Annotated in this window: 25 protein-coding genes; 10 read left to right on the top strand and 15 right to left on the bottom strand. The window is 73.8% G+C overall.

What is annotated here, in order from left to right; translation table 11 throughout:
• Positions 1–24 precede the first annotated feature (24 nt).
• Entirely contained in the window at positions 25–1,047 is a 1,023-nt protein-coding gene (gene adhP / locus ACZ7L7_RS06620; RefSeq protein ID WP_285515385.1) for an alcohol dehydrogenase AdhP, read from the top strand.
• The gene (locus tag ACZ7L7_RS06615; RefSeq protein WP_285515384.1) at positions 1,044–1,925 is read left to right on the top strand and encodes a universal stress protein; all 882 of its coding nucleotides are present in this window, start codon (positions 1,044–1,046) and stop codon (positions 1,923–1,925) included. Before adhP ends, ACZ7L7_RS06615 begins: the two co-directional genes overlap by 4 nt.
• A 5-nt stretch (positions 1,926–1,930) precedes the next feature.
• On the opposite strand, the gene ppk2 is transcribed toward ACZ7L7_RS06615, so the two are convergent.
• Complete coding sequence (gene ppk2, locus ACZ7L7_RS06610) at positions 1,931–2,737, bottom strand: polyphosphate kinase 2 (protein ID WP_453603024.1); 807 nt, start codon at positions 2,735–2,737, stop codon at positions 1,931–1,933.
• A 49-nt stretch (positions 2,738–2,786) separates the two neighbouring features.
• Between ppk2 and ACZ7L7_RS06605 the strand changes: the two genes are divergently transcribed.
• From ACZ7L7_RS06605 to ACZ7L7_RS06585, 5 genes are all read left to right on the top strand, one after another.
• Positions 2,787–5,168 carry a phosphoketolase family protein gene (locus ACZ7L7_RS06605; protein WP_285515382.1) on the top strand — a complete coding sequence of 794 codons (2,382 nt, stop codon included), beginning with the start codon at positions 2,787–2,789 and terminating at the stop codon, positions 5,166–5,168.
• Positions 5,169–5,293: 125 nt separating this feature from the next.
• Positions 5,294–7,987: a bifunctional acetate--CoA ligase family protein/GNAT family N-acetyltransferase gene (locus ACZ7L7_RS06600; RefSeq protein WP_471592267.1), complete on the top strand. Its 2,694-nt coding sequence runs from the start codon at positions 5,294–5,296 to the stop codon at positions 7,985–7,987.
• A gap of 12 nt (positions 7,988–7,999) precedes the next feature.
• Entirely contained in the window at positions 8,000–8,731 is a 732-nt protein-coding gene (locus ACZ7L7_RS06595) for a CBS domain-containing protein (RefSeq protein ID WP_285515380.1), read from the top strand.
• Between the two features lie 22 nt (positions 8,732–8,753).
• Positions 8,754–9,251 (top strand): flavodoxin domain-containing protein, encoded by a 498-nt coding sequence (locus tag ACZ7L7_RS06590; RefSeq protein ID WP_285515379.1) that lies wholly within the window; start codon positions 8,754–8,756, stop codon positions 9,249–9,251.
• The gene (locus ACZ7L7_RS06585) at positions 9,244–10,323 is read left to right on the top strand and encodes an Acg family FMN-binding oxidoreductase (protein WP_472075123.1); all 1,080 of its coding nucleotides are present in this window, start codon (positions 9,244–9,246) and stop codon (positions 10,321–10,323) included. The genes ACZ7L7_RS06590 and ACZ7L7_RS06585 overlap by 8 nt, the downstream gene beginning before the upstream one ends.
• On the opposite strand, the gene hypE is transcribed toward ACZ7L7_RS06585, so the two are convergent.
• The 12 genes from hypE to ACZ7L7_RS06525 all read right to left on the bottom strand — a co-directional run bounded on the left by hypE (position 10,261) and on the right by ACZ7L7_RS06525 (position 21,528).
• Positions 10,261–11,295 carry a hydrogenase expression/formation protein HypE gene (hypE, locus tag ACZ7L7_RS06580; protein ID WP_453603015.1) on the bottom strand — a complete coding sequence of 345 codons (1,035 nt, stop codon included), beginning with the start codon at positions 11,293–11,295 and terminating at the stop codon, positions 10,261–10,263. The genes ACZ7L7_RS06585 and hypE overlap by 63 nt on opposite strands.
• Positions 11,292–12,395 carry a hydrogenase formation protein HypD gene (hypD, locus tag ACZ7L7_RS06575; RefSeq protein ID WP_285515376.1) on the bottom strand — a complete coding sequence of 368 codons (1,104 nt, stop codon included), beginning with the start codon at positions 12,393–12,395 and terminating at the stop codon, positions 11,292–11,294. Before hypD ends, hypE begins: the two co-directional genes overlap by 4 nt.
• Complete coding sequence (locus tag ACZ7L7_RS06570) at positions 12,392–13,012, bottom strand: CBS domain-containing protein (RefSeq protein WP_285515375.1); 621 nt, start codon at positions 13,010–13,012, stop codon at positions 12,392–12,394. Before ACZ7L7_RS06570 ends, hypD begins: the two co-directional genes overlap by 4 nt.
• Entirely contained in the window at positions 13,005–14,366 is a 1,362-nt protein-coding gene (locus ACZ7L7_RS06565; RefSeq protein ID WP_472075121.1) for a Ni/Fe hydrogenase subunit alpha, read from the bottom strand. The genes ACZ7L7_RS06570 and ACZ7L7_RS06565 overlap by 8 nt, the downstream gene beginning before the upstream one ends.
• The gene (locus tag ACZ7L7_RS06560; RefSeq protein WP_285515373.1) at positions 14,363–15,115 is read right to left on the bottom strand and encodes an NADH-quinone oxidoreductase subunit B family protein; all 753 of its coding nucleotides are present in this window, start codon (positions 15,113–15,115) and stop codon (positions 14,363–14,365) included. The genes ACZ7L7_RS06565 and ACZ7L7_RS06560 overlap by 4 nt, the downstream gene beginning before the upstream one ends.
• Positions 15,115–15,921 (bottom strand): FAD/NAD(P)-binding protein, encoded by an 807-nt coding sequence (locus tag ACZ7L7_RS06555; protein WP_472075119.1) that lies wholly within the window; start codon positions 15,919–15,921, stop codon positions 15,115–15,117. The genes ACZ7L7_RS06560 and ACZ7L7_RS06555 overlap by 1 nt, the downstream gene beginning before the upstream one ends.
• Positions 15,918–16,382, bottom strand: a complete 465-nt coding sequence (locus tag ACZ7L7_RS06550; protein WP_093722856.1) for a Crp/Fnr family transcriptional regulator — start codon at positions 16,380–16,382, stop codon at positions 15,918–15,920. Before ACZ7L7_RS06550 ends, ACZ7L7_RS06555 begins: the two co-directional genes overlap by 4 nt.
• A 1-nt stretch (position 16,383) precedes the next feature.
• Positions 16,384–17,535 carry a 4Fe-4S dicluster domain-containing protein gene (locus ACZ7L7_RS06545; protein ID WP_472075117.1) on the bottom strand — a complete coding sequence of 384 codons (1,152 nt, stop codon included), beginning with the start codon at positions 17,533–17,535 and terminating at the stop codon, positions 16,384–16,386.
• 102 nt (positions 17,536–17,637) lie between these two features.
• The gene (locus tag ACZ7L7_RS06540) at positions 17,638–17,895 is read right to left on the bottom strand and encodes a HypC/HybG/HupF family hydrogenase formation chaperone (protein ID WP_285515369.1); all 258 of its coding nucleotides are present in this window, start codon (positions 17,893–17,895) and stop codon (positions 17,638–17,640) included.
• A 6-nt stretch (positions 17,896–17,901) separates the two neighbouring features.
• Entirely contained in the window at positions 17,902–20,193 is a 2,292-nt protein-coding gene (gene hypF, locus ACZ7L7_RS06535; RefSeq protein ID WP_472075115.1) for a carbamoyltransferase HypF, read from the bottom strand.
• Positions 20,190–20,687 (bottom strand): hydrogenase maturation protease, encoded by a 498-nt coding sequence (locus ACZ7L7_RS06530; RefSeq protein ID WP_285515367.1) that lies wholly within the window; start codon positions 20,685–20,687, stop codon positions 20,190–20,192. Before ACZ7L7_RS06530 ends, hypF begins: the two co-directional genes overlap by 4 nt.
• Before the next feature lie 73 nt (positions 20,688–20,760).
• Positions 20,761–21,528 (bottom strand): universal stress protein, encoded by a 768-nt coding sequence (locus ACZ7L7_RS06525; RefSeq protein ID WP_472075113.1) that lies wholly within the window; start codon positions 21,526–21,528, stop codon positions 20,761–20,763.
• A 180-nt stretch (positions 21,529–21,708) separates the two neighbouring features.
• Between ACZ7L7_RS06525 and ACZ7L7_RS06520 the strand changes: the two genes are divergently transcribed.
• Together ACZ7L7_RS06520 and ppdK are read left to right on the top strand one after the other, a co-directional pair.
• On the top strand, positions 21,709–22,617 hold the full coding sequence (locus ACZ7L7_RS06520) for a universal stress protein (protein ID WP_453603002.1): 909 nt from the start codon (positions 21,709–21,711) through the stop codon (positions 22,615–22,617).
• Between the two features lie 14 nt (positions 22,618–22,631).
• Positions 22,632–25,319, top strand: a complete 2,688-nt coding sequence (gene ppdK, locus ACZ7L7_RS06515) for a pyruvate, phosphate dikinase (RefSeq protein ID WP_285515364.1) — start codon at positions 22,632–22,634, stop codon at positions 25,317–25,319.
• A gap of 6 nt (positions 25,320–25,325) precedes the next feature.
• Here the strand turns inward: ppdK and ACZ7L7_RS06510 are convergent, their stop codons facing one another.
• Positions 25,326–25,682, bottom strand: coding sequence for a DUF8129 domain-containing protein (locus tag ACZ7L7_RS06510; protein WP_285515363.1), 357 nt, complete (start codon positions 25,680–25,682; stop codon positions 25,326–25,328).
• 150 nt (positions 25,683–25,832) lie between these two features.
• Positions 25,833–26,189, bottom strand: coding sequence for a DUF6479 family protein (locus ACZ7L7_RS06505; RefSeq protein WP_285515362.1), 357 nt, complete (start codon positions 26,187–26,189; stop codon positions 25,833–25,835).
• Between the two features lie 150 nt (positions 26,190–26,339).
• Between ACZ7L7_RS06505 and ACZ7L7_RS06500 the strand changes: the two genes are divergently transcribed.
• Positions 26,340–26,711, top strand: a complete 372-nt coding sequence (locus ACZ7L7_RS06500) for a four-helix bundle copper-binding protein (RefSeq protein ID WP_285515361.1) — start codon at positions 26,340–26,342, stop codon at positions 26,709–26,711.
• Positions 26,712–26,799 lie beyond the last annotated feature (88 nt).

The following is a 26,799-nucleotide window of genomic DNA, read 5'->3' as shown; positions in this document are numbered from 1 at the left end:
CCCACTGCACTAGGAGTGACCACCATGAAGGCAGCGGTCGTACGAGCCTTCGGCGAGCCCCTCGTGATCGAGGAGCGTCCCGACCCGGAGCCGGGCCCCGGACAGGTCCGGGTCCGGGTCGAGGCGTCCGGGCTGTGCCACACCGACATCCACGCCGCCCACGGCGACTGGCCGGTCAAGCCGAACCCGCCGTTCGTGCCCGGCCACGAGGGCGTGGGCCTCGTCGAGAAGCTCGGCGACGGCGTCACCCACCTGGCCGTGGGCCAACGGGTCGCCGTGCCGTGGCTCGGCAGGGCGTGCGGCCGCTGCGAGCACTGCCTGTCCGGCTGGGAGACGCTGTGCGAGCAGCAGATCAACACCGGCTACGGCTGCGACGGCGGGTACGCCGAGAAGATGCTCGCCTGGGCCGACTTCGCCCAGCCCGTCCCCGACGGCGTCGACCCCGTCGACGCCGCCCCGCTGACCTGCGCCGGCGTGACCACGTACAAGGCGCTGAAGGTCGCCGACGTGCGGCCCACGCAGCTCGTCGCGATCTCCGGCATCGGCGGGCTCGGCCACCTGGCCCTGCAGTACGCCAAGATCGCCGGGGCCACGGTCGCCGCGATCGACATCACCGACGAGAAGCTGGAACTGGCCGCCGAACTCGGCGCGGACCTCGTCATCGACGCCCGCAAGAACGACGTCGCCGAGACCCTCAAGCGGCACGGCGGCGCCCACGCGGCCATCGCCCTCGCCGTGAACGAGGAGTCCTTCGCCGCCGTCAACGCCGGTCTGCGGCGCGGCGGGAAGCTGGTCATGGTCGCCCTGCCCGCGCACGGCACGATCCAGGTCCCGATCTTCGACACCGTCCTCAACGGCACCTCGGTGATCGGCTCCATCGTCGGCACCCGGCAGGACCTCGCCGAGGTGTTCCAGCTGCACGCCGCCGGACGTACCCGGGTGATCCGCGAGACCCGTCCGCTCGACTCGGTCAACGAGTCCATCGAGGACGTGCTGCGCGGCCAGGTCCCCGCCCGGATCGTCTTCGACCTCGGGACCGCCAAGTGAACGCCGGGACGCGCCCCCTGGTCGTGGGCGTCGACGGCTCCGAACCCAGCCTGCGCGCCGTCGACTGGGCCGCCGACGAGGCGGTCGTGCGGGGGATCCCGCTGAAGGTGGTCTACGCCTGCCTGTGGGACCGCTACGAGGGCGCCGCCCTCGCCCACGACCTCGGCAGACCCGACGGCCGGCCCACCCCCCAGGATGTGATCGGCGCCGCCACCCGCCGCGCCCACGCCCGGCAGCCCGCCCTGGAGGTCACCTCCGCCGTCGTCTTCGACGCGCCCGAGTACGCCCTCGTGCACGCGGGCCGCGAGGCCGCCGCGGTGGTCGTGGGCACCCGGGGACGCAGCGGACTGGCCGAGATGCTGCTCGGCTCGGTCAGCCTGACCGTGGCCGCGCAGGCCGACTGCCCGGTGATCGTGCTGCGCGGCAGCCACGACAACCAGGTCACACCCCCGGTGCACGGCCGGGTCGTGGTGGGCGTGGGCGAGCATCCCGAGCACTCGGCGGCCGTGGCGTTCGCCGCCGCGGAGGCCCTGCGCCGCCAGGTGCCGCTGGAGGCCGTACGGGCCTGGCGGTGCCCGGCGATCGAGACCACCGACCACCCGCGGCTCGCGGACACCCCCGCCCAGGTGCACGAGGAGCAGGCCGAGAAGGCGCTGGACGAAGCCCTCAACGACCTCTCGCCCGCCGTGGCCCTGGTGCGCCGCACCGTCGAGGGCCCCGCCCGGCAGGTGCTGGTGGACGCCTCGCACCGCGCCGACCTGCTGGTCGTGGGCGCCCGGCGCACCGAGGGCCGCTTCGGGCTTCAGCTCGGCCGGGTCGCGCACGCGGCCCTGCATCACTCCGCCTGCCCGGTCGCGGTCGTGCCGCACCCGGAGTGAGCGGCTTACAACAGGCTCGCCGCGTGGTCCGGGACGTACGTCTGCAGATCGCGCGGCGGGCGCCGGTATCCGGTCGACGGCGGGCGCTCCGGCAGCTCCAGCACCGGCGGCAGCGTGTCCTGGTAGGGCACGCTGCTCAGCAGATGGGCGATCATGTTCAGCCGGGCGCGCCGCTTGTCGTCGCTCTCCACCACGTACCAGGGCGCCTCGGCGATGTCGGTGTGGACCAGCATCTCGTCCTTGGCCCGGGAGTAGTCCTCCCAACGGGTGATCGACTCCAGGTCCATCGGCGACAGCTTCCAGCGCCGCAGCGGATCCTCAAGGCGGCGCCGGAACCGCTCCTGCTGCTCGGCGTCACTGACCGAGAACCAGTACTTGCGCAGCAGAATCCCGTCCTCCACGAGCATCCGCTCGAAGATGGGGCATTGCCGCAGGAAGAGCTGGTACTCGGCCTTGGTGCAGAAGCCCATCACATGCTCGACCCCGGCCCGGTTGTACCAGCTGCGGTCGAACAGCACGATCTCCCCGGCGGCCGGAAGATGTTCCACGTACCGCTGGAAGTACCACTGCGTGCGCTCCCGCTCCGTCGGTTTGGGCAGGGCCACGATCCGCGCCACCCGGGGATTGAGATGCTCCGTGACTCGTTTGATGGTGCCGCCCTTGCCCGCGGCGTCCCGCCCCTCGAAGATGACCACGAGACGGGCCCCCTCGGAGCGCACCCACTCCTGAAGTTTCGCCAACTCGGTCTGAAGACGCAGCAGTTCCTTCTCGTACGTCCTGCGCGGCAGCTTCTCCGCCTTCTCGCCCGCCATGCCGTCTCCCGCCACCCGTCGACCCTGTCGATGCCCTAGGAGTCACTCCATGTCCAAGGTCGAACACCAGAACAGCACCGTACTGACCGACGACGAGCTGCGCACCCTGGACGCCCACTGGCGCGCGGCCAACTACCTGGCCGCCGGACAGATCTACCTGCTCGCCAACCCGCTGCTGCGCGAACCGCTGCGGGCCGAGCACATCAAGCCGAGGCTGCTCGGCCACTGGGGCACCTCGCCCGGCCTCAACCTGGTGTACACCCACCTCAACCGGGTGATCAAGGCCCGCTCCCTGGACGCCCTGTGCATCTGGGGCCCCGGCCACGGCGGACCGTCCGTGGTCGCCAACTCCTGGCTGGAGGGCAGCTACAGCGAGACCTACCCGGACATCGGCCGGGACGCGGACGGCATGCGGCGGCTGTTCCGGCAGTTCTCCTTCCCCGGCGGGGTGCCCAGCCATGTGGCGCCCGAGACGCCGGGCTCCATCCACGAGGGCGGCGAGCTGGGCTACGCCCTCTCGCACGCCTATGGCGCCGCCTTCGACAACCCCGATCTGGTCGTCGCCTGCGTCGTCGGCGACGGCGAGGCGGAGACGGGCCCGCTGGCCGCCTCCTGGCACTCCACCAAGTTCCTCGACCCGGTGCACGACGGCGCCGTCCTGCCGATCCTGCACCTCAACGGCTACAAGATCGCCAACCCCACGGTCCTCGCCCGGCTGCCCGAGGCCGAACTCGACGCCCTGCTGCGCGGCTACGGCCACGACCCGCTGTACGTCACCGGCGACGACCCGGCCGCCGTCCACCGCGCCATGGCCGAGGCGTTCGACACCGCCCTGGACCGCATCGCCGCCCTCCAGCGCGCCGCCCGCGAGGAGGGCGCGAGCGAACGACCGCGCTGGCCGGTCATCGTGCTGCGCACCCCGAAGGGCTGGACGGGACCCGCCGAGGTCGACGGCCTGCCCGTCGAGGGCACCTGGCGCGCCCACCAGGTCCCGCTCGCCGGGGTCCGCGAGAATCCCGAGCACCTGCGCCAGTTGGAGCGCTGGCTGCGCTCGTACCGGCCCGAAGAACTGTTCGATGAGGAAGGGCGACCGGTTCCGGACGTTCTCGCCTGTGTCCCCGAGGGTGCCCGGCGCCTCGGCTCCACCCCGCGCGCCAACGGCGGTCTGCTCACCCGCGAGCTGCCCATCGACGACCTCGACCGGTTCGCCGTACCCGTCGACAAGCCCGGCACCACCCTGCACGAGCCGACCCGCGTCCTCGGCGACCTGGTCGCCCAGGTCATGAAGGACACCGCCGAGCGCCGCGACTTCCGCGTCGTCGGCCCCGACGAGACCGCCTCCAACCGGCTCCAGGCCGTCTTCGACGGCAGCGGCAAGGCCTGGCAGGCCGAGGTGCTGCCGGTCGACGAGCACCTCGACCGGCACGGCCGGGTCCTGGAGATCCTCTCCGAACACACCTGCCAGGGCTGGCTGGAGGGCTACCTCCTCACCGGCCGGCACGGGCTGTTCTCCTGCTACGAGGCGTTCGTGCACATCGTCGACTCCATGGTCAACCAGCACATCAAATGGCTGAAGACCTCCCGCGAACTGCCCTGGCGGGCCCCCATCGCCTCCCTCAACTACCTGCTCACCTCGCACGTGTGGCGCCAGGACCACAACGGCTTCTCCCACCAGGACCCCGGCTTCGTCGACCACGTCCTCAACAAGAGCCCCGAGGTCGTGCGCGTCTACCTCCCGCCGGACGCCAACACCCTGCTCTCGGTCGCCGACCACGCGCTGCGCAGCCGCGACTACGTCAATGTCATCGTCGCCGGGAAACAGCCCTGCTTCGACTGGCTGTCCATGGACCAGGCCCGCGTGCACTGCGCCCGCGGCGCCGGGATCTGGGACTGGGCGGGCAGCGAAAACGGCGGCGAACCCGACGTGGTGCTCGGCTGCGCCGGTGACGTCCCCACCCAGGAGGTGCTGGCCGCCGCCCAGTTGCTGCGCCGGCACCTGCCCGACCTCGCCGTCCGGGTCGTCAACGTCGTCGACATCGCCCGCCTGATGCCGCGCGAGGAACACCCGCACGGCATGACGGACTTCGAGTACGACGGCCTGTTCACCGCCGACAAACCGGTCATCTTCGCCTACCACGGCTACCCGTGGCTGATCCACCGCCTCGCCTACCGCCGCACCGGCCACAAGAACCTGCACGTGCGCGGCTACAAGGAGTCCGGCACCACCACGACACCGTTCGACATGGTCGTCCGCAACGACCTCGACCGGTACCGGCTCGTCATGGACGTCATCGACCGGGTCCCGGGCCTCGCGGTCCGCGCCGCCGCCGTACGCCAGGAGATGGCCGACGCCCGCACCCGCCACCACGCCTGGATCCGCGAACACGGCACCGACATGCCGGAGATCGCGGAGTGGAGCTGGCACGCGTAACCTCACGCCGATGGGGGCGGAAACGGGGGCCGACCGGCCCTGAACCCACCCCCGGACAGCCCATGGGAGCGCCGACCGCCAGAGCGGATCCTCGAAGTGTCGAAGAAGACGCCAAGGAGACCGCGATGACGGACGACGCTCCCCCCAGGCCCCCGGTCCACGCCCTGCTCGCGGACGGCACCACCGTGTGCATCCGCCCGGCCCGGCGCTCCGACCACGACCAGGTCCAGGGCCTGTACGAGGAGATGTCCCCGGAGAACCTGCGGCTGCGCTTCTTCTCGCCCAGCCGCCACTCCGCGGGCCTGGCCGCCGAGCGGGCCTGCGGAGCCCCCCGCCCCGGCTATCGGGCCCTCCTCGCCGAGACCGCCGGACAGCTCATCGGGATCGCCGAGTACGACACCGGCGGAACCGGCGAGCAGGCCGAGATCTCCCTCGCGGTCGCCGACGGACTGCACCACCGGGGCGTCGGCACCCTCCTCGTCGAGCACCTGGTCTCGGCGGCCCGCGCCGAGGGCATCACGACCTTCGCCGCGGACGCCCTCAGCGACAACCACGAGGTGCTGCGCCTCTTCGCCGACCTCGGCCTGCGCACCGCCCGCCGCTTCGAGGGCCCCGAGGTGCGCTGCACCATCGCCCTCGACCCCAGCGACAGCTACCTCACGGCCGTGGAGGAACGCGGCCGTGCCGCCGACGTCGCCAGCCTCCGGCCTCTGCTGCGGCCCGAGTCGGTCGCCGTCGTCGGCGCCGGACGCAAACCCGGCTCCGTCGGCCGCGCGGTCCTGCACCAGATCCGCTCGGGCGGCTACACCGGACGGCTGTTCGCGGTGAACCCCGGCGCCCACGCCATCCTCGGCGTGCCCTGCTACTCCTCCGTCGGCGCCCTGCCCGTCACCCCCGACCTCGCGGTCGTCGCCGTACCCGCCCACGAAGTCCCGGACGTCGCCGAGGAGTGCGGCAAGGCCGGGGTACACGCCCTCCTCGTCGTCAGCGCCCACCTGACCGCCGACCACGCCGGCGCCCTGCTCACCGCCTGCCGCACCCACGGCATGCGCCTGGTCGGCCCCAACTGCCTCGGCCTGAGCAACACCGACCCCGAGCTGCGGCTGAGCGCCACCTTCGCCGCGGACGCCCCACGGCCCGGCACCGCGGGCGTCGCCGTCCAGTCCGGCGGCGTCGGCATCGCCCTGCTCGACGGACTGTCCCGGCTCGGCATCGGCGTCTCCACCTTCGCCTCCCTCGGCGACAAGTACGACGTCAGCGGCAACGACCTGCTCCAGTGGTGGGAGAGCGACGGCCGCACCGACCTCGCCCTGCTGCACCTGGAGTCCTTCGGCAACCCGCGGGCCTTCTCCCGTACCGCCCGCCGCGTCACCCGCCGCATGCCCGTCCTCACCGTCGACGCCGGACGCACCGACGCGGGCCGCCGCGCCGCCGCCTCGCACACCGCGGCCGCCGCCACCCGCACCATGACCCGCGCCGCCCTGTTCACCCAGGCCGGCATCACCGCCACCCGCTCCTGCGGCGAGCTCCTCGAAGCCGCCGCCCTCCTGCACTCCCAGCCGCTCCCGGCCGGACCGCGCGTCCTCATCGTCACCAACGCGGGCGGCGCCGGAGTCCTCGCCGCCGACGCCTGCGCCGAAGCCGGGCTCGCCCTGCCCGCGCCGACCCCCGAACTCGTCGACGACCTGCTCGCCGTCCTCCCCGACGGCGCCGCCGTCGGCAACCCCGTCGACGCCACCGCCGCCGTCTCCGAGGACCAACTCGCCGCCGCCGTCGACCGGATCACGCGGTACGGCGGAATCGACGCCGTCCTCGTGGCCCTGGTGCCCACCGCCGTCGCCGTCGCCACCGGCGACGACCTGGTCCGCGCCCTGACCCGCGCCGGAACCCCACGGACCAAGCCGGTCGTCGCGGTACGCCTCGAACAGGCCCTGCCCGTCGAGCTGCTGCCCACCGAGGGCGACGGCACCGTGCCGGCCTACGCCGAACCCCAGGCGGCGGCCCGCGCCCTCGCCCACGCCGCCCACCGCGCGGCCTGGCTCGCCCGGCCCGTCGGCACCGTCCCCGACCTGGACGGCGTCGACACCGCGCGCGCCCGCGCCCTGGTCGACTCCCACCTCGACGCACACGCGGACGGAGGCTGGCTCGAACCCCGCGTGTGCGCCGACCTCATGGACTGCTACGGCATCCGCCAACTCCCGTGGGCCTGGGCGGAGACCGAGGACGACGCCGTCCTCGCCGCCGACCGGCTGCGCGGCGCCGACGGCCGGGTCGTGATGAAGGGCCACTGGCCGGGCCTGCTGCACAAGAGCGCCCAGCACGCCGTCCACCTCGACCTGCGCGGCGAGCACCAGGTCCGTGCCGCATTCCGCGACCTGGAGACCCGCTTCTTTGGACTGCTCACCGGCGTCGTGATCCAGCCGCTCGCCCCGCGCGGCACCGAACTGTTCGCCGGGGTCGTCCAGGACGAGGTCTTCGGACCCCTGGTCCTGTTCGGACTCGGCGGCACCGCCACCGAAGTGCTCGCCGACCACGCGGCGCGGCTCGCCCCACTCACCGACCACGACGTGCACGACCTGATCACCGCCCCGCGCTGCGCCCCGCTGCTGTTCGGCGCGCAAGGAGGCGGCCCCGTCGACCTCGGCGGACTGGAACAGCTCCTGCTGCGGCTGTCCCGCATGGCGAGCGACCTCCCGCAGCTCGCCGAGGCCGACTTCAACCCCGTGCTCGCGACACCCGACGCGGTCACCGTGCTCGACGCACGGATCCGCCTGGTGCCGCGCAGGCCCCAGGACCCCTATCTGCGCAGGCTCCGCTGAGGAGGGACGGACATGAAGCACAACAAGGTCGGCTCCGTGATGAGTACGGACGTCGTCCGCGCCGAATACGGCACGCCGTTCAAGGAAGTGGCCCGGCTGCTCGGCGAGCACCGCATCAGCGGACTGCCGGTGGTGGACGAGGACGACCGGGTGATCGGCGTCATCTCCGAGACCGACCTGCTCGTGAGGCAGGCCGAGACCCCCGACCCGTACGAGCCGCGCAAGCGCTCCTGGTTCGCGCGCCTGACCCGGCAGGGCCGCACCCTGGCCGCCAAGGCCGAGGCCCGCACCGCCGGCCGGCTGATGACCGAACCCCCGATCACCGTGCACGCCGACGACACCATCGTCGAGGCGGCCCGCACCATGGCCCGCAACAAGGTGGAACGGCTGCCCGTCCTCGACGAGGAGGACCGGCTCGTCGGCATCGTCACCCGCCGCGACCTGCTGAAGGTCTTCCTGCGGCCGGACTCCGAGATCCGCGCCGAGGTCGTCGACGAGGTCCTGGTCCGGACCCTGTGGCTGCCCCCGCACGCGGTGAACGTCTCGGTGACCGAGGGCGTGGTCACCCTGACCGGGCAGATGGAACGCAAGAGCGAGACGGAGATCGCCGTCTCCATGACCCGTCAGATGGACGGCGTGGTCGCTGTCGTCGACCACCTCACCCACCGGCTGGACGACTCCCGGCTGCGGCCGGACGAGCCCGCCCTGCACGGCATCGCCGACGACTGGCTGCGCAAGCTGTGAGAACCGAGAAGAGGTGCCCGCCATGACCGCCAACGTGCTGGTCGCCTACGGGTCGACAAACGGATCCACCGCCGAGATCGCCGAAACCGTCGCCGCGGTGCTGCGCAAGGAGGGCTGCACCACCGAGGCCCTGCCCGCCTCAGCCGTCGTCCGGCTGACCGACTACGACGCCGTCGTCGTCGGCGGCGGACTCTACGCCGGACGCTGGCACAAGGACGCCCGCCGCTTCCTGCGCCGGCACCGCGCGGAACTCGACGACCGGCCGCTGTGGCTGTTCAGCAGCGGCCCGCTCGACCCCTCCGCCTCCGAACGCGACATCCCGCCCGTCCCCGGAGTGCGCCGCGCCATGACCCGCCTGGACGCCCGGCAGCACGTCACCTTCGGTGGCTGCCTGCGCGAAGGCGCCAAGGGCCGCGTTGCGAAGATGATCCTGCGCAGCGGAAAGGGCGGCGACTTCCGCGACTTCGACCACATCGAGGAGTGGGCGGCGGGGATCGCCGCCGAGCTGAACCATGGCTGAGCCCGTCACGAAGAAGGGGTACCTCATGGGCGCGCCCCACCCGAGTCCCGGCCACGCGGCGCGGTACCTGGCCCGCGCGGCCGGACTCGCGCCCTCACCGCACAACTCCCAGCCGTGGTTCTTCGCCGAGGAGGGCCACGACCACGGCTTCGAGATCCACCTCGACCGGGGCCGCCGCCTGGTCCTCACCGACCCCTTCGGCCGCGAGGCCGTCATGGCCTGCGGCGCCGCCCTGCTCAACGTCCGCCTCGCCGTACGGCACCTGGGCTTCCGCCCGGTGGTGACCCTCCTCCCCGACAGCCGCGACTCCGCCTTCCTGGCCCACGTGCGCTACGCCGCGTACGCCCCCGCCACCCCGGCGGAGACCCGCCTGATCCGCGCGATCCCGCACCGCCACACCCACCGCGGCCCCTTCGGCCCGGAACACGTGGAGATCCCGCAGCCCTTCCTCGACGAACTCTGCGAGCAGGCCAGGGCGGAGGGCGCCGACCTCCAGCTCATCGACGACTCCGCCCGACTGGACCTGCTGGCGCACCTGGTCCGCGCGGGCGAGGAACGCCACCGCACGGACTACGCCCACACCGCCGAGATCGCCCGCTGCGTGGGCGGGTACGGCGTCCCGTACGGTGCCTGCGCCAACCACCCGGACCGCACCTTCCTCCCAGGCCGCGACTACTTGGGGCTGGCCCGTCGCATCTCGCTCCCGTCCCGCCGCAAATGGCGCGACCGCACCAGCCCCGTCCTCGTCCTGACCACCCCGCGCGACGACCGCACGGCCTGGCTGCGTGCGGGCCAGGCCCTTCAACGCGTCCTGCTGCACACCACGGCCGCCGGCTTCACGGCCACGCTCCACACCCAGCCGCTGGAACTCCCGGACCTGCGCACGGAGTTGCGCGGCCACATCACCCCGGACCGCCACCCCCAGGCCATCCTCCGCCTGGGCCGCACCAACCGCCCCTGCCCGCCCACGCCCCGCCGCCCGACCTCCGACGTGCTGGTGCCCGCTCCGTCAGCAGATGCGCGGCAGTTGCTCTCCCAGCGGCAAGTCCACGATGCGGTGGGCGCCCACTAGGGTCCGCAGGGTGACCCGGCCGCTCGGGCCGTCGGACAGGACCTGGCCGATCCGGACGGCGGACTCGCCCTCGGGGCGGGAGCGCAGGGCCGCCAGGGCGGGTTCCGCCGCCTCGGGTGCCACGAAGGCGACCAGGCAGCCCTCGTTGGCGACGACGAGCGGGTCCAGGCCCAGGAGGTCGCAGGCGGAGGCCACGGGCTGCGGCACGGGGACCGCGCTCTCCTCGATCTCCACCGCGACCCGGGAGTCCCGGGCGATCTCGTTCAGGGCCGCCGCCAGGCCGCCCCGGGTCGGGTCGCGCAGTACGTGCACGGCTTCGCCCAGCGGGGCCAGGGACCGTACGAGGCGGTGCAGGGGGCGGGAGTCGGAGGCGATGTCCGTCGCGAAGCCCAGGTTCTCGCGGGTACTCAGCACCGTCGTGCCGTGCAGGCCGATCGGGCCGGAGAGCAGGACCGCGTCGCCGGGGCGGGCCAACGCCGCCGAGGGGCGCAGGAGTTCGTGGCGCTCCCCGATGCCTGTGGTGTTCACGAACAGGCGGTCCGCCGCTCCCCGGCCCACCACCTTCGTGTCGCCGGTGACCACCGGCACCCCCGCTTCCCGCGCGGCCTTCCCCAACGACTCCATCACCGCCCGCAGTTCGGCCAGCGCCAGCCCCTCCTCCACGATCAGCGACACCGACAGCGCGAGCGGCCACGCCCCGCGCATCGCGAGATCGTTGATCGTGCCGTGCACGGCCAGGGAACCTATGTCCCCGCCCGGGAAGAACAGCGGGCTCACCACGAAACCGTCCGTGCTGATCACCAGGTCCGGGCGCGCCGGCAGCAGTGCCGCGTCTTCCAGCGGACCGCTCCCGGCGTCGAGGGCGGGCAGGACCAGGCGGTCCAGCAGTTCCGCCGTCAGCCGGCCGCCCGCACCGTGGCCGAGCAGGACGACCTCGTCCTCGTGGTGCGGGGTGGGGCAGTCGAGCGTCATGGCGTGCTCCTCGTCGGGATGCGTCCGGCCGCGTGGAAGGCGGCACACGTGCCCTCGGACGACACCATCGGCGCGCCGAGGGGATGGCGGGGAGTGCAACGGGTGCCGTACGCCGGGCAGTCGGTGGGCAGCCGCGCCCCGGTGAGGATCGCCCCGGCGATGCACTCCGGGTCCTCCACGGGGCTCAGCGCGCCCACGTCGAAGCGGCGGGCGGCGTCGAAATCCGCGTACTTCTCGGTGAGTTCGAGCCCGCTGCCGGGCAGCGCCCCGATCCCGCGCCAGGCCCGGTCGGTCACCCGGAACACCTCACGGACCGCGTCCTGCGCCTCGGTGTTGCCCGAGCGGCGCACGGCGCGCACGTACTGGTTCTCGACCTCGTGGCGGCCGGACTCCAGCTGCCGGACCGCCATGAGGATGCCCTCCAGCAGGTCCAGTGGCTCGAACCCGGTCACCACGATCGGCACCCGGTAGCGGGCGGCGATCGGCTCGTACTCGCGCCAGCCCATCACCGCGCACACATGCCCGGCCGCCAGGAACGCCTGCACCTCGCAGTCCGGGTCCTCCAGCAGGGCCGTCATCGCGGGCGGTACGAGCACATGGCTGACCAGCAGGGAGAAGTTGGTCAGGCCGAGGCGGGCCGCGTGCAGGACCGCCGTCGCGTTCGCGGGCGCGGTCGTCTCGAAGCCGACGGCGAGGAACACCACCTCCCGGTCGGGGAGTTCGGCGGCGAGGCGTACGGCGTCCATCGGCGCGTACACCACCCGGACGTCGGCGCCGCGCGCCCGCAGGGACAGCAGGTCGGTGTCGGTGCCGGGCACGCGCAGCATGTCGCCGAAGCTGGTGAGGACGACGCCGGGGCGGGCCGCGATCGCCAGGGCGCGGTCCAGGGTCTCCAGCGGGGTCACGCACACCGGGCAGCCGGGGCCGTGGATCATCCGCATCCCGGCCGGCAGCAGTTCGTCGATGCCCTGCCGGACCAGGGTGTGGGTCTGCCCGCCGCACACCTCCATGATCCGCCAGGGCCGGGTGGCGGTCCGCCGCAGCTCGTCCAGCAGGCGCCGGGCGAGCGCGGGATCGCGGTACTCGTCGAGGTACTTCATCGGTGCGTCAGGTCGAGCCGGATGTCCACGACCCCCTCCACCGCGCGCACCGCCCGCGCCAGCACCGGCACGAGGGTGCGGTCGGGCAGGGAGCCGCCCAGGGTGACCACGCCCTCCTTCACGTTCACCGTCAGGGGGTTGGTGAACGGCAGGTGGCCCAGCACGGTGGAGCGGATCTCCTCGGCGATCTCCTGGTCGGTGCGCAGGAACACCTTCAGCAGATCGCTGCGGCTGACGACGCCCTGCAACAGGCCGACCCCGTCCACCACCGGCAGCCGCTTGACGTGCCGGCGGGCCATGATGCGGGCCGCCTCGGCGAGGGTCGCGTCCGCGTGCACGGTGACGGCGGGCGTGCTCATCAGGTCGCCCGCGGTCACCCTGCCCGCCTTGACCCGGTCCGCGAGATCGCCCTCCTCGGTGTCCCGGAACTCCTCCTTGAGCAGCAGGTCCGCCTCGGAGACCACCCCGACGACCCGCCCCTCACCGGCCAGCACCGGCAGGGCGCTGACCTTCCACTCGTCCAGCAGGGAGACGATCTCCTTGAAGGGGGCCTCGCTGCCGACGGCGACGACGGTGTGCGTCATCACATCGCTGACTCGGTAAGGCGATTCAGTCATGTCCGCCTCCTTGGGTGCGGCCCGAGGTCCTCACGACCGTCAGGTCGAGGAAATGGGTGGAGCACGAGATGCACGGATCGTGATTGCGGATGGCCCGCTCGCACAGGTCCGTCAACTCGGCGTCATCGGGGTCGTGTTCGCTGATCGCCTGCTGGGCGAGCCGTCGCAGGTCGTCCTCGATCGCGCCCTGGTTCTGCGCGGTGGGCGGCACCAGCAGCGCGCTGGTCACCGTTCCGTCCGCGGCGAGTTCGTAGCGGTGGTAGAGCACTCCGCGCGGGGCCTCCGTCGCGCCGTGTCCGACTCCGGCGACCGGCGGGACCTCGACGTACGGCCGCTCGGGCGGCTCGTAGGCGGCGATGATCCGCAGCGCCTCGGTCACCGCGTACAGCGTCTCCACGGCCCGCACCTGGATGGACCGGAACGGGTTGCGGCACACGGCGCCCGAGTACGGGTCGCCGAGTCCGGCCTCCACCGCGGCTTGGCGGGCGACCTCCGGCAGCCGCGCCCCGCCGATCGCGAACCGGGCGAGGGAGCCGGTCAGATGCAGCCTGCCGTCCAGCCGGGAGTGCAGGGCGGTGGAGTGCGGCACATGAGTCTCGCGGACCCGCTCGGTGAAGTCCCGCACCGGGAAGGAGTCCCGGCTCCCGTCGGCGCGCAGCACGGTCGGGGTGCCGGACTCGATGGCGTACGTGTCCGGCGCGGCCAGCGCCAGCAGGTCCGCCTCGACGTGCGCGTCGGGGAAGTCGAAGCCGGACACCCAGCGCACGGTGGCCCACGCGTCGTCCAGTGCGCGCCGCAAGTCCTCGGTGAGCACCCGCAGTTCGGTCCGGGAAGGGGCCCGGTGGAAGCCGCCGAGCCGGACGTTCACCGGATGCACGGCCCGCCCGCCCAACAGCTCCATCAGCGCGTTGCCCGCCTTCTTCAGCCGCAGTCCGCGCTCCACCTCCGCCCGGTGCGTGCGCGCCAGCTCGATCGCGCCCGCCCGGCCCAGGAAGTCGGGGGCGTGCAGCAGGTAGATGTGCAGGGACTGGCTCTCGATCCACTCCCCGCAGTACAGCAGCCTGCGCAGGTCCCGGATCACCGGGCCGACGTCCACCCCGCAGGCGTCCTCGATCGCCGCGCAGGCGCTCATCTGGTAGGCGACCGGGCAGATTCCGCAGACCCGGGCGGTGATGTCGGGCGGCTCGGTGTAGGAGCGGCCGCGCAGCAGCGCCTCGAAGAACCTGGGCGGTTCGTAGATCTTCAGCCGCGCCTCGGTGACGGTGCCGTCGCGCACCCCGAGGTGCAGCGCCCCTTCGCCCTCGACCCGGGACAGCGAGCCGACGTGCAGCACACGGGAGCCTCGATGGGTCATGACCTCAACTCCTCGTCGAAGGCGGGGGCGTTGAAGGTGTGCAGGAACCGCTCCACCGCTGCGTCGTCCATGCCGTCCCGGCGCAGCACCGGGATCAGCGCGGGCAGGTTCACCGACCCGGAGGGGCCGAAGCAGCCGAAGCAGCCGCGCCGGTACGCCGGGCACAGCGCCCCGCAGCCCGCGTGCGTGACCGGGCCCAGACAGGGGGTGCCGTGGGCGACGGTGACGCACACCGTGCCGCGCCGCTTGCACTCGAAGCAGACACTGTGGTTCGGCACGTCCGGCTTGCGGCCCGCCAGGGACGCGGTGATCACCTCGATGAGCTGCCGCCGGTCGATGGGGCAGCCGCGCAGCTCGAAGTCGACGTCCACATGGGCGGAGACGGGGGTGGAGGTGGCGAGCGTGGAGATGTACTCGGGGTGGGCGTAGACCACCCGCTGGTACTCGTCCACGTCGGCGTAGTTGCGCAGCGCCTGGATGCCGCCCGCCGTCGCGCAGGCGCCGATCGTCACCAGGTGGCGGGAGCCGGCCCGGATCGCGCGGACCCGCTCGGCGTCCTCGGCGGTGGTCACCGAGCCCTCGACCAGCGACAGGTCGTAGGGGCCGGGAGCGACCGCGCTGGACGCCTCCAGGAAGTGCGCGATCTCCACCTCGCCCGCGAGCGCGAGGAGTTCGTCCTCGCAGTCCAGCAGGGTGAGCTGGCAGCCGTCGCAGGAGGCCAGCTTGAACACGGCGAGCGTGGGTGCCATCACAACTCCCTCACCGACAGCAGCGGTTCGGCCCGCTGCCAGTCCACGACCGGGCCGTCCCGGCACAGCAGCAGCGGCCCGAGCTGGCAGTGCCCGCAGTGACCGGTGGCGCAGCGCATGTTCCGCTCCAGCGAGACCCTGATGCGGTCCGGGGGCATGCCGCGGGCGACGAGTTCGCGGGCGGTGGCCCGGATCATCGGTTCCGGACCGCACACGAACCCCCAGGCCTCGGACGGCGTGAGGTGCGCCCGCCCGAGCAGATCGGTGACCAGGCCGACCTCCCCGCGCCAGTCGTCGTCGGGCCGGTCCACGGTCACGCCGGTGTACGCGGTCCGCCAGCCGGCCACCTCCTCGCGGCCGATCAGATCGGCCGGGGTGCGCGCCCCGATCAGCACGTTGACCCTGCCGTACGCTTCCGGTTGGGCCAGCGCGCGCAGGATCAGCGGCCTGAGCGGCGCGAGCCCGATCCCGCCCGCGACCACCACCACGTCCCGGCCCCGGGCCCGCTCCAGCTCCCAGCCCGTCCCGAACGGCCCGCGAATGCCGACCACTTCGGCGGTCCGCGCCTCGCACAGCCCCGCCGACACGGCGCCCACCGCCCTTACGGTGTGCGCCAGACCGCCCGTGGACTGCACGGAGCTCACCGAGACCGGGATCTCGCCGCGTCCGAAGCAGTGCACCATCGCGAACTGCCCCGGCGCGAAGTCGCCGAGCGCGTCCGCGACCGGCTCCAGGCGCAGCGTCACCGTGTCGGCGGTCTCCGGTCTGCGGGCGACCACGCGGTAGGGGACGGGCAGGTCCGTCATGGCGCGCCTCCGCCCGAGGCGGGGCCGTACAGGTCCAGCAGCCGGGTCCGGGCCGCGCGCAGCCGGTGGGCGAGCACCCGGCCGACCCAGTGCTCGACGGCCCGCCCGAAGGCGGTGTCGTCCTGGCACATCAGCCGGACGGCGACCGCGTCGAACTCGTAGGCGTGCACCGGCGTCACGGTCTGGGCGCCGAACTGCCAGACGTACGGCTCGTACAGCCAGGACCAGCCGACCAGGTCACCGGCGCCGAGGGTCTCGACGACCGGCGCGGGGCGCCCCGGAACATGCAGGTCGAGGGCGAGGGTGCCGTCCCGCAGGATCCAGAAGCGGTCGGCGCGCCCGCCCTCGTCGAACAGCCGGGCGCCCGGCGCGAACCGCACCTCGCGCCCGATGCGCAGCAGCCGGTCGCGGTGCTCGCCGGGCAGGGCGTGGTTCAGGCGCAGGGCCATCGAGGGAGACATCTCATGACTCCGTTCGGGGGTCGGCGGACGCGGTCGGGCCGGTGCCGGCCTCGGCGGCCAGCGCGGTCACTTCCTCCGTGATGTCGATGCCGACGGGGCACCAGGAGATACAGCGCCCGCAGCCGACACAGCCGGAGCTGTCGTACTGGTCGTGCCAGGTGGAGAGCTTGTGGGTGAGCCACTGCCGGTAGCGGCTGCGCGCCGAGGCGCGGACCGGGCCGCCGTGCAGGTAGGAGAAGTCCAGGTCGAAACAGGAGTCCCAGCGCTGCCAGCGCTCGGTGTGGTCGCCGGTGAGGTCGGTGACTTCCTCGGTGGTGACGCAGAAGCAGGTCGGGCAGACCATCGTGCAGTTCCCGCAGGTCAGACAGCGCTCGGCGACATCGTCCCAGCGCTCGGCGTCCGCACTTCCGGCGAGCAGCGCCCGGACGTCGACCGGGGGCAGGGCGCGCCCCATGCGGTCGCGTGCCGCGTCCACGGCGGCGTGCGCCGCCCGCTCGGTCCCCTCGTCCGCCGCGCTGTGCGGCAGCCGCGCCAGCAGTTCCCCGCCCGCCTCGCTGCCGACCCGCACCAGGAACCGGCCGTCCACCTCGGTCAGCGCCAGGTCGTACCCGGGGTCGGCCGCCGGGCCGCCGCCCGTGGAGACACAGAAGCAGGTCGCGCCGGGCTCGGTGCACTCGGCGGCGATCAGGAAGGCACCGGTGCGCCTGCGCGCGTACCCGGTGTCCTCGTACCGCCCGCCGGTCAGCACCCGGTCCTGGATCGCGATGGCCCGCAGATCGCAGGGCCGCACGCCCAGGAAGGCGTACGAGGGGGCGGCGGGCTCGTCGGCGGTGAAGTCGACACCGCCGGAGGGCGTGCGATCCGCGCTCCACAGCCGTTGCCGCGCCGGGTGCAGGAAGTTCTTCCAGGACTGCGGGCCCGCGCTGTGCGCGAAGGCGGCCCCGTCCGTACGGCGCACCAGCCGGTAGCGCCCGGCGTCCAGTTCGACGCCCCAGCCGAAGGGCAGGTCGTCGGCCGACTCCAGCTCGGCGAGCACGACCGCCCCGTCCCGCACGGTCGGCCCGATCACCGTGCGCCCCTGCGCCACCAGCTCCGCCACCAGCGCGTTCAGGCCGTCGCGGTCCAGTACGGCAGGGCCTTGGGTGTCGGTCATGTCAGACCTCCTCGGGCGTGCGCCTCCACCGTCAGCTTCCGGCTCGCCAGTCTCGTACGGCAGGGGTCGACCGGCCCTGTTGACAGGCCGACCGGGGCACGGTCAGGGCAGAGGTTCCCCCAGTTCGCCCTCGACGGCGTCGGCCATGGCGCGGAGCACCTCCAGGGTCCGCCGGGCCTCGGTCTCGTCGATTTCGGTGATGGCGAAACCGACGTGCACGATGACGTACGACCCGGCCCGCGCGTCCGGCGTCAAGTCCAGGCACACCTCGCGCCGGACGCCGCCGAAGTCGACGGTGGCCATGCGCAGGCCCGCGTCGTCGTGGATCTCCAGGACCCGCCCCGGAATGCCCAGGCACATCCGCGTTCACCCCTCTCCGGAGAGCCGGGCGGCGGCGATCGCGGCCTGGCCGTAGCTGATGCCGCCGTCCCCGACCGGGACCTGGCCGCCCACCAGGACCCGCAGGCCCTTCGCGCGCAGCCGGCGCCGTACCTCGGTGAGCAGGCGGCGGTTGACGAAGCAGCCGCCGCCCAGGCAGACCGTGCGCGGGGCGCCGTCGGCCACGGCACGTTCCACCAGGTCCGCGGTGACGATCGCCAGCGTCAGATGGAAGGCCGCCGCCAGCCGCCCCACCGGCTCCCCGGCCAGCCGCCTTGCCAGTAGATCGGCCAGCGTGGGCGCCGAGTCGTACACCCACAGTCCCTGCGCCCGTACGACGCGGTGGGCGAGCGGTACGGCGTGCGTGTCGCCCGCCGCGGCCTCCAGCAGGACGGCGGCCTCGCTCTCGTAGCTGACCTCGTCGGCGAGGCCCAGCAGCGCGGCGACGGTGTCGAAGAGGCGTCCGGCGCTGGAGGCGCGCGGGCAGTTGACGTTCTGGGCGACCATCGCGCGGACGGCGGTGACCTCGTCCGGGGGGAGGCGGTCGGTGAACGGGTGGACCAGCCAGGGGTAGGGGCGCGGGGAGCCCAGCAACTCGCCGCCCAGCAGATGGCCGAGGGCGGTGCGGGAGGGATGGCGTACCGCCGCGTCCCCTCCGGGCAGGGGAGCGGTCGCGAACCTGCCGACGCGGCGGTAGCCCGTCAGATCGGCGACGAGGATCTCGCCGCCCCACAGCGTGCCGTCGTCGCCGAGCCCCAGCCCGTCGTAGGCCACGCCCACGAACGGGCCCCGCACCTGGTGCTCGGCCGCGCAGGCGGCCACGTGCGCGTGATGGTGCTGCACGGGTATCAGGCGTGCCGGCTGGGCCTTCGCCCATTGGCTGGACAGATAGCCGGGGTGCAGGTCGTGGGCGACGGCTTCCGGCTCGATGCCGCTGAGCCGGGTGAGGTGCGCGTACGAGGCCAGGAACGCGTCGTACGCGCGCTGGTCGGACAAGTCGCCGGTGTGCGGTCCGAGCAGGGCGCGGCCGTCGGCGGCCAGTGTGAAGGTGTGCTTGAGCTGAGCCCCGGCTCCGGCGACCGGCTGCCGGACGGTGAGCGGCAGCGCGGCGGGGGCCAGCCCGCGGGCCCGGCGGACCGTGATCCGGGTGCGCCCGGTGAACTGCACCACCGAGTCGTCGTAGCGGTTGCGGATGGGCCGGTCGTGGGCGAGGAAGCCGTCCGCGACACCGGCCAGTGAGCGGCGGGCCTCGGTGTCGTCGACGGCGATGGGCTCGTCGGTGAGGTTGCCGCTGGTCACCACCAGCGGGCGGGACAGTTCGTCGAGGAGGAGGTGGTGCAGTCCGGTGGTGGGCAGGAACAGGCCCACCCGGTGCAGCCCCGGATGCACCTGCGGCGCGAGCATGCCCTTGCCGCTGCGGCGGTTGCGGGCGAGCAGCACCACCGGGCGCTCGGGGGAGAGCAGTTCCGCCTGCTCGGTGGCGCTGACCGTCGCCAGCCGCAGTGCCGTCACCAGGTCGGGGACCATCACGGCGAACGGTTTCGCCGGCCGCCGCTTGCGGCGGCGCAGTTCCGTCACGGCGTGCGCGTCGCCCGCGTCGCACACCAACTGGTAGCCGCCCAGCCCCTTCAGCGCGACGATGCCGCCGTCGGCCACGCACTTCACCGCCGCCCGCAGCGCGTCCTCGCCGCGCAGGTCGTCCCAGGCGAGCCGGGGCCCGCAGACGGGGCAGGCGACGGGCTCGGCGTGGAAGCGCCGGTCGCCGGGGTCGGCGTACTCCGCCGCGCAACTGGGGCAGAGCGGGAAGCGGCGCATCGTGGTGCGGGTCCGGTCGTAGGGGAGGTCCTCGATGATCGTGGCGCGCGGGCCGCAGTCCGTGCAGTTGATGAACGGGTAGCGGAAGCGGCGGTCGCGCGGGTCGCGCAGCTCGCGCAGACAGTCCGGGCACAGGGCGGCGTCGGGCGGGATCTCGCGGGCGGCCGGTTCGGGGGTGCCGGGTGCGCTGGCGCGCACCTCGAAGCCCCTGCCGTACGCCCGTTGCGCCGCGCCCGGTGTCAGCCGCACCCGGCGCACCCGCGCCAGCGGCGGCGCCTCGTCGCGCAGCCGGGAGGCGAACTCCTCGATCCCGGCGGCCGGCCCGGCGATCTCGCCCTCCACGTGCCCGTTGACATTGGCCACCCACCCGTCCAGCCCGAGCGCGCACGCGGTCCGGTGCACGAACGGCCGGAACCCGACGCCCTGGACGACGCCGTCGACACGGAAGTGCAGGGCGGGGGTCACGACGGCCTCCGGCGGGCGGCCCCGCGCCCGGCGTCCGCGATCTCGCTCTCCACGGCCGCCACCAGCTCCGGTACGGCCGCCGCGACGGCGGGGGACAGGCCGGTGCCGAAGTCGCTGTCCGCGCCCTCCACGGCGTAGACGACCAGCCGTTGCGGCAGCAGGCCCAGCAGACGGGCGAGTTCGACCGCCTCGCCGAGGCCGAGGCCGTGCGAACTGGTCGCCGACGGGCCCGGCAGGCGGCCGGCGTCGAGGGCGAGGCGGTGCACCCTGCCCGGGGTCGAGGGGTGCGCGTGGGCCGCGTCCACGACCACGGCCAGCCCGGCGCCCTCCCACAGGCCGATCAGCCGCCCGGGGTCGCCGTCACAGGTGGCCAGCACGGTGTGCCGCGCGAGCGGCCGCTCCCGGAGCCGGGCGATCACCGCCCAGCCCACGCCGTCGTCGCGCCGGAAGTCGTTCCCGACGCCGATCACGGCGGTACGCGCACTCCTGCCCATGGCTCCACCTTGGTCCGGGCCCGCCCCGCCCCAAAGGGGCCGAAGGACCCACCTGCCGGGGCCGGTGCGCCCTCTACGAGGGCACCACGGCGACCGGGCAGCGCGCATGCCAGACCAGCGCGAGTGCCGTAGTCCCGGAGCGGCGGCCGACGACCGCGAGGCCCGTCTCCCCGGCGGCGTGGGCGAGCCCCTCCGCCGCGGGGAGCAGCACCACGTCCTCCAGGACCTCGACGTCCGGATACTTCTCGCGCCAGGGCCGCAACGCGTCGGACAGCAACTGGACCTCGTAGTCCTCCCAGGTCGCGCGGGTCGCCTCGGGCACGGGCCAGGGCAGACAGACCCGGTTCGAGGGCAGCCGCCAGGCGTGCAGCGCGTGCAGCACGGTGCGGTAGCGGCGCGCCGCGCGGAAGGCGAAGTCCAGCGCGTCGACCGCGGGGTCCCGGGCGTCGACGCCGACGACCACGCGGTCGGGGCGCCGCGCCGGGTCGGTGGTGCAGGGCACCAGGACCACCGGGCCGTCCGCCGTCGCCGCGAGCGCCGCCGCGGTCGCTCCCACGGCGACCGGAGAGCGTCCGCGCACCCCGACGACCAGCAGCTCGCCCTGGGCGCTGGCGGTCCGCAGGGCGGCCTCCGGGGGTCCGGTGAGAGTTTCGCCACGGACCGTCAGACCGGGGTGCCGGCCGAGGAGTTCGGCCACCACGTCGTCGGCCACCGCTTCGGCGCACGTCACATGCACCACCCGCACCGGCACCCCGCGCAGTACCGCCTCGCCCGCGGCCCACTCGGCCGCCGTACGACCGGTGGCCGACCCGTCGACCCCGGTGATGATCTCTCGCTCCATGGTCTGCCGCCTCCCGGCCGGGGGCACCCGACGCCCCGACGGGTCCAGCCTCATCGCCCCGCCCGCGTCGCGGCAGGGGCCGAACGGACCCCGCCCTGGCGCCCTGCGGCCCATGCGGGAGGGCGGCACCCGGGGTGAAGCTGGACAGGAGAAGCAGGCCGAGCACGGGAGGTGCGCGCCATGCTGTTGCCCGTCGTCGCCGGAGTCGACGGTTCCGCCGAGAGTCTCGCCGCCGCCGAATGGGCCGCCCGGGAGGCGGTACGACGAGGGCGGCCCCTGCGTCTCGTCCACGTCCGCGCCTGGCACCCCGGTCAGGAGGCCGGCAGCCACCTGGCCACCGCCGCCCAGCGGCACCTGGCCCGGCGCACCCTGCGCGAGGCCGAGGAGCGGATCAGCCGCACCAACCCCGCCGTGACCCTCAAGGAAGAGCAGGTCGACGGCCCCGCCACCACCGCCCTGCTGCGCGCCGCCGACCGGGCCGAACTGCTGGTCCTCGGCTCCCGCGGCCTGAGCGGCTTCGCCGGGTTCCTGGTCGGCTCGGTCGCCATGGGCGTGGTGGCCCGCGCCACCCGCCCCGTGGTCCTCGTCAGGGCCGGTGAGGAGGCCGCCGACGAGCACGTTCCGGCTCAGGACGGCAGCCCGTCCGTGCGCACCGGCTACCGGGACGTCGTCCTGGGCCTCGACCTGGGCGACCCCAGCGACGAGGTCATCGGCTTCGCCTTCGAGGCCGCCGCGCTGCGCGGCGCCCGCCTGAAGGTCGTGCACGCCTGGCAGCCCGCCTCCCCGCTCGGCGGCCTCGGACCCGGCGAGATCGGACTGGCCGACCGCCCGCGGCAGGCCGAGGAGTGGCGGGGCTTCCTGACCGCCGTGCTTCAGGTGTGGCGGGAGAAGTTCCCGGACGTCGAGGTCGTCGAGCGGGTCACCGCCGCACGCGCCCGCTCGGCGCTGGTGCGGGCCGCCTCCGGGGCGAGTCTGCTGGTCGTGGGACGGCGCACCAAGGAGCGTCCCGCGGGACCGCGCACGGGACCCGTGGCGCACGCCGCCATCCAGCACGTCGGCTGCCCCGTGGCCGTCGTACCCCACGAATGAGAGGCCGATCGACGATGACCGCGCCGACCAAGTACGTGTACGCATTCTCCGAGGGCAGCCGGGACATGGCCGACCTGCTCGGCGGCAAGGGCGCCGGGCTCGCCGAGATGACCCGGCTCGGCCTGCCGGTGCCGCCCGGCTTCACCGTCACCACCGAAGCCTGCAAGGTGTACCTCGCCACCGGTGAGGAACCCGACGAACTCGGCGTGGAGGTGGCCCAGGCCCTGGCCGGCCTGGAACGCGCCATGGGCCGGTCGCTCGGCGCCCCCGAGGACCCGCTGCTGGTCTCCGTGCGCTCCGGCGCCCGCTTCTCCATGCCCGGCATGATGGAGACCATCCTCGACATCGGGCTCAACGACGACTCCGTGACCGGCCTGGCCAAGGCGTCCGGGCAGGAACGGTTCGCCTGGGACTCCTACCGCAGGCTCGTGCAGATGTTCGGCCGGACCGTGATGGGCGTGGACGGCGACCTGTTCGAACAGGCCATCAGCGACCACATGGCCCAGCGCCACGTCGCCACCGACCACGAACTCGACACCACCGAACTCGTCAAGCTCACCGACGACTTCAAGGCGATCATCCGCGAGGCGACCGGCGAGGAGTTCCCGCAGGACCCCGCCGACCAGCTCGCCCGCGCCGTCCGCGCCGTCTTCGACTCCTGGAACGGCGAACGCGCCCACGTCTACCGCCGCCGCGAACACATCCCCGAGGACCTCGGCACCGCCGTCAACATCCAGGCGATGGTCTTCGGCAACCTCGGAGGCGACTCCGGCACCGGAGTCGCCTTCACCCGCGACCCCGCCACCGGGGAGAGCGGCGTCTACGGCGACTACCTGCCCGACGCCCAGGGCGAGGACGTCGTCTCCGGCGTCCGCGACGCCCTGCCACTGACCGAGCTGAAGCACCTCGACCCGCGCGCGTACGCGGAACTCGGCGGGCATCTGCGCACCCTGGAGAACCACTACCGCGACCTGTGCGACGTGGAGTTCACCGTCGAGCGCGGCAAGCTGTGGATCCTGCAGACCCGGGTCGGCAAGCGCACCGCCGAGGCCGCCTTCCGCATCGCCCACGACCTTGGCGAGGAAGGCACCATCAGCTCCGACGAGGCCCTGATGCGCGTCGACGGCGCCGAACTGACCCGCCTGATGTTCCCCCGCTTCGACACGGGCGGGGCCGCCGAACCGATCGCCCACGGCGTGCCCGCCTCGCCCGGCGCGGCCGTCGGCGTCGCCGTCTTCGACTCCGCCGAGGCCGTACGGCGGGCCGCGGCCGGGGAGAAGACGGTGCTGGTGCGCCGCGAGACCACCCCCGACGACCTGCCCGGCATGATCGCCGCCGAGGCCGTGCTGACCAGCCGGGGCGGCAAGACCAGCCACGCCGCCGTGGTCGCCCGCGGCATGGGCAAGGTCTGCGTGTGCGGCGCCGAGTCCCTCGCCGTCGACCCGGCCGCCCGCCGGTTCACCACCGGGGACGGCACGGTCGTCGCCGAGGGCGACACCCTCTCCGTCGACGGCACCGCCGGTACCGTCCACCTCGGGGAACTGCCGCTCACCGCCTCCGACGTGGGGCGCGCGCTGCAGTCGGGCACCTCCACCGGGGCGCTCACCGACGCGGTGCTGGGCGCGCTGCGGCACGCCGACTCCCTGCGCAGCCTTGAGGTACGGGCCAACGCCGACACCCCCGAGGACGCCGCCCGCGCCCGCGCGCTCGGCGCCCAGGGAATCGGCCTGTGCCGTACCGAGCACATGTTCCTCGGGGAGCGCCGGGCACTGGTGGAGGCCATGATCCTCGCCGACGACGACACCGCCCGCGAGGAGGCGCTGGCGGCGCTGCTGCCGCTCCAGCGCGAGGACTTCACCGGAATCCTGGAGGCGATGGACGGGCTGCCGGTGACGATCCGGCTGCTGGACCCGCCGCTGCACGAGTTCCTGCCCGACCGCACCGAACTGGCACTGCGCATCGCGGCCACCGAGGACCCGCACCCGCGCGACCGCGCCCTGCTCAAGGCCGTGGAGCGGATGGACGAGCAGAACCCCATGCTGGGCCTGCGCGGCGTCCGCCTGGGCCTGGCCGTGCCCGGCCTCACCGCGATGCAGGTGCGGGCCGTCGCCGAGGCCGTCACCGCCCGGCTGCGCGCCGGGGGAGATCCGCGCGCCGAGATCATGATCCCGCTCGTCGGCACGGTCGAGGAGCTGCGGCTGGCCCGCACCGAGGTGGAACGGGTCCTCGCCGAGGTCGCCGAGGAGACCGGCACCGCCTTCGACTGCCCGATCGGCACGATGATCGAGCTGCCGCGTGCCGCGCTCACCGCCGGCCGGATCGCCGAGGCCGCCGACTTCTTCTCCTTCGGCACCAACGACCTCACCCAGACCACCTGGGGCCTGTCCCGCGACGACGCCGAGGCGTCCTTCTTCCCGCTCTACCTGGACCAGGGCGTCTTCGAGGTCTCGCCGTTCGAGACGATCGACCAGGACGGCGTGGGCCGCCTGGTGGAGATCGCCACCGCGGCCGGCCGCGCCGCCAACCCCGACCTGGAGACCGGGGTCTGCGGCGAGCACGGCGGCGACCCTGCGTCCATCCACTTCTTCCACCGGGTCGGCCTGGACTACGTCTCCTGCTCCCCGTTCCGCATCCCGGCGGCCCGCCTGGAAGCGGGGCGCGCGGCCCTGATCGGCCGGGCGGAGGGCAGCGACAGCAGGTGAGGAGCCTCAGGGCTCCCTGCGGTCACCCTTCGGCCGCCCCCGCTGGTCCGGGGTCCCGTGCTGGGGCGGGCTGAAGGGGTGCGGCGAGGCCGCCGGGGACACCGGGGAGCCCCGCCGTCCCTCGCCCTGCTCGGGGCGCAGTGCGCCGGGGTCGCCGGAGGTCGGTTCGGCCCCGGCCCGGAGCTGGTCCAGACGGGTGGTCAGCACCTCGGTCACCGGCAGACGGTCGGTGTGGGTGCGCTCGTAGGCCGGCAGCTCCTCCACCTCGGGCGCGGACAGCGACCGTACGCGGCTGTGCGGACCGCCGATCGGCAGGTGGTCGTAGTCGGGCAGCGGCAGGGCGTCGCGGGCGGGGTCGGTCATGCTGCTCCCTTCCCAGGGGGCGGGTCACGAGGCGAGCACCAGGTGGCGTCGGGCCGCCGCTCCCTTCCCAGAGACCCCGTGACGAGGCGGGGCGTCGGGTGGCACCCGGGCCGCCGCTCCCTCGCCAGGGCCGATGTCACCTGGCGGGCGTCAGGTCGCCCCCGGCCCCCCGCTCCCGAACGAACCGCCGCGGCCGTCGTCCCAGCGCGGCCGCTCCTTCGACGGGCTCGGCCGGCTGCTGTGCGAGCCGAGTTCGTGCGGAGTCATACGGCGGTCGCTCTGGGGCATCTCGTTCGTCTCCCGCACCTCCCTCTCCTCGCGCACCGGCCCGCTCTCCGGCACCCGGGGCTGGTCAGCGCGCCGGGGCGGGCCCGGCTCGCGGCGGCGTACTCGGCTGCCCAGGACGAAGGCCCCGATCAGCACCGCCACCACGAGCACGCCCGCGACGATCAGTCCGACACCAGGTGCGCCGCTGTCCGCGGCGATGTTCAGCCAGGTCGTAGTCATGCGGCCGCGAGTACCCCGGCCGCGCCGGCCGAACCGGGTTCGGCACCCGGGAAGCAGCGGTTCCGTCCCCGTGCGTCGGGGTTTGGCCCCGAGCGGTCCCGTCCCCGTGCGTCGGGGTTTGGCCCCGAGCACCCCGGCTACCCGAACCCTGTGACCACGACATCGCAGCAGCAGCTCTTCCAGTACCTGGAAGACCGCTTCTCGTGCGCGCAGGCGTGCACGGTATGTGCGCGAGCCTGCGCGCTGCGCGCGAGCATGGCGGCAGCGGACGGGACGGCGGAGGAGGAACTCGTACGGCGCAAGGGCATCATGTGCGCGGAGGTGTGCGACGCCACGTGCCGGGTGCTGTCCGAGTACGGGCTCACGGACGAGGAGGGTATCCGCGTCCAACTGGAGTGGTGCCGCACCGTCTGCCTGGAATGCGCCCACGCCTTCGACGGGCAGCCCGGCGCGGAGGACGGCGCGAAGGCGTGCCGGGAGTGCGCACAGGCGTGCACGGACTTCCTGGCGACGCTGGACTGACAGTGAGGATGTTGGTGGCTTCTCCGGGTGGGTCTGACTCATGGACTGACCGACGCCGACTGGCTGTCCTCAAGGGGATCCGTCGGCC

The organism is Streptomyces sp. NPDC110618, assembly GCF_055657065.1.
This window is presented reverse-complemented; position numbering and strand designations above follow the sequence as displayed.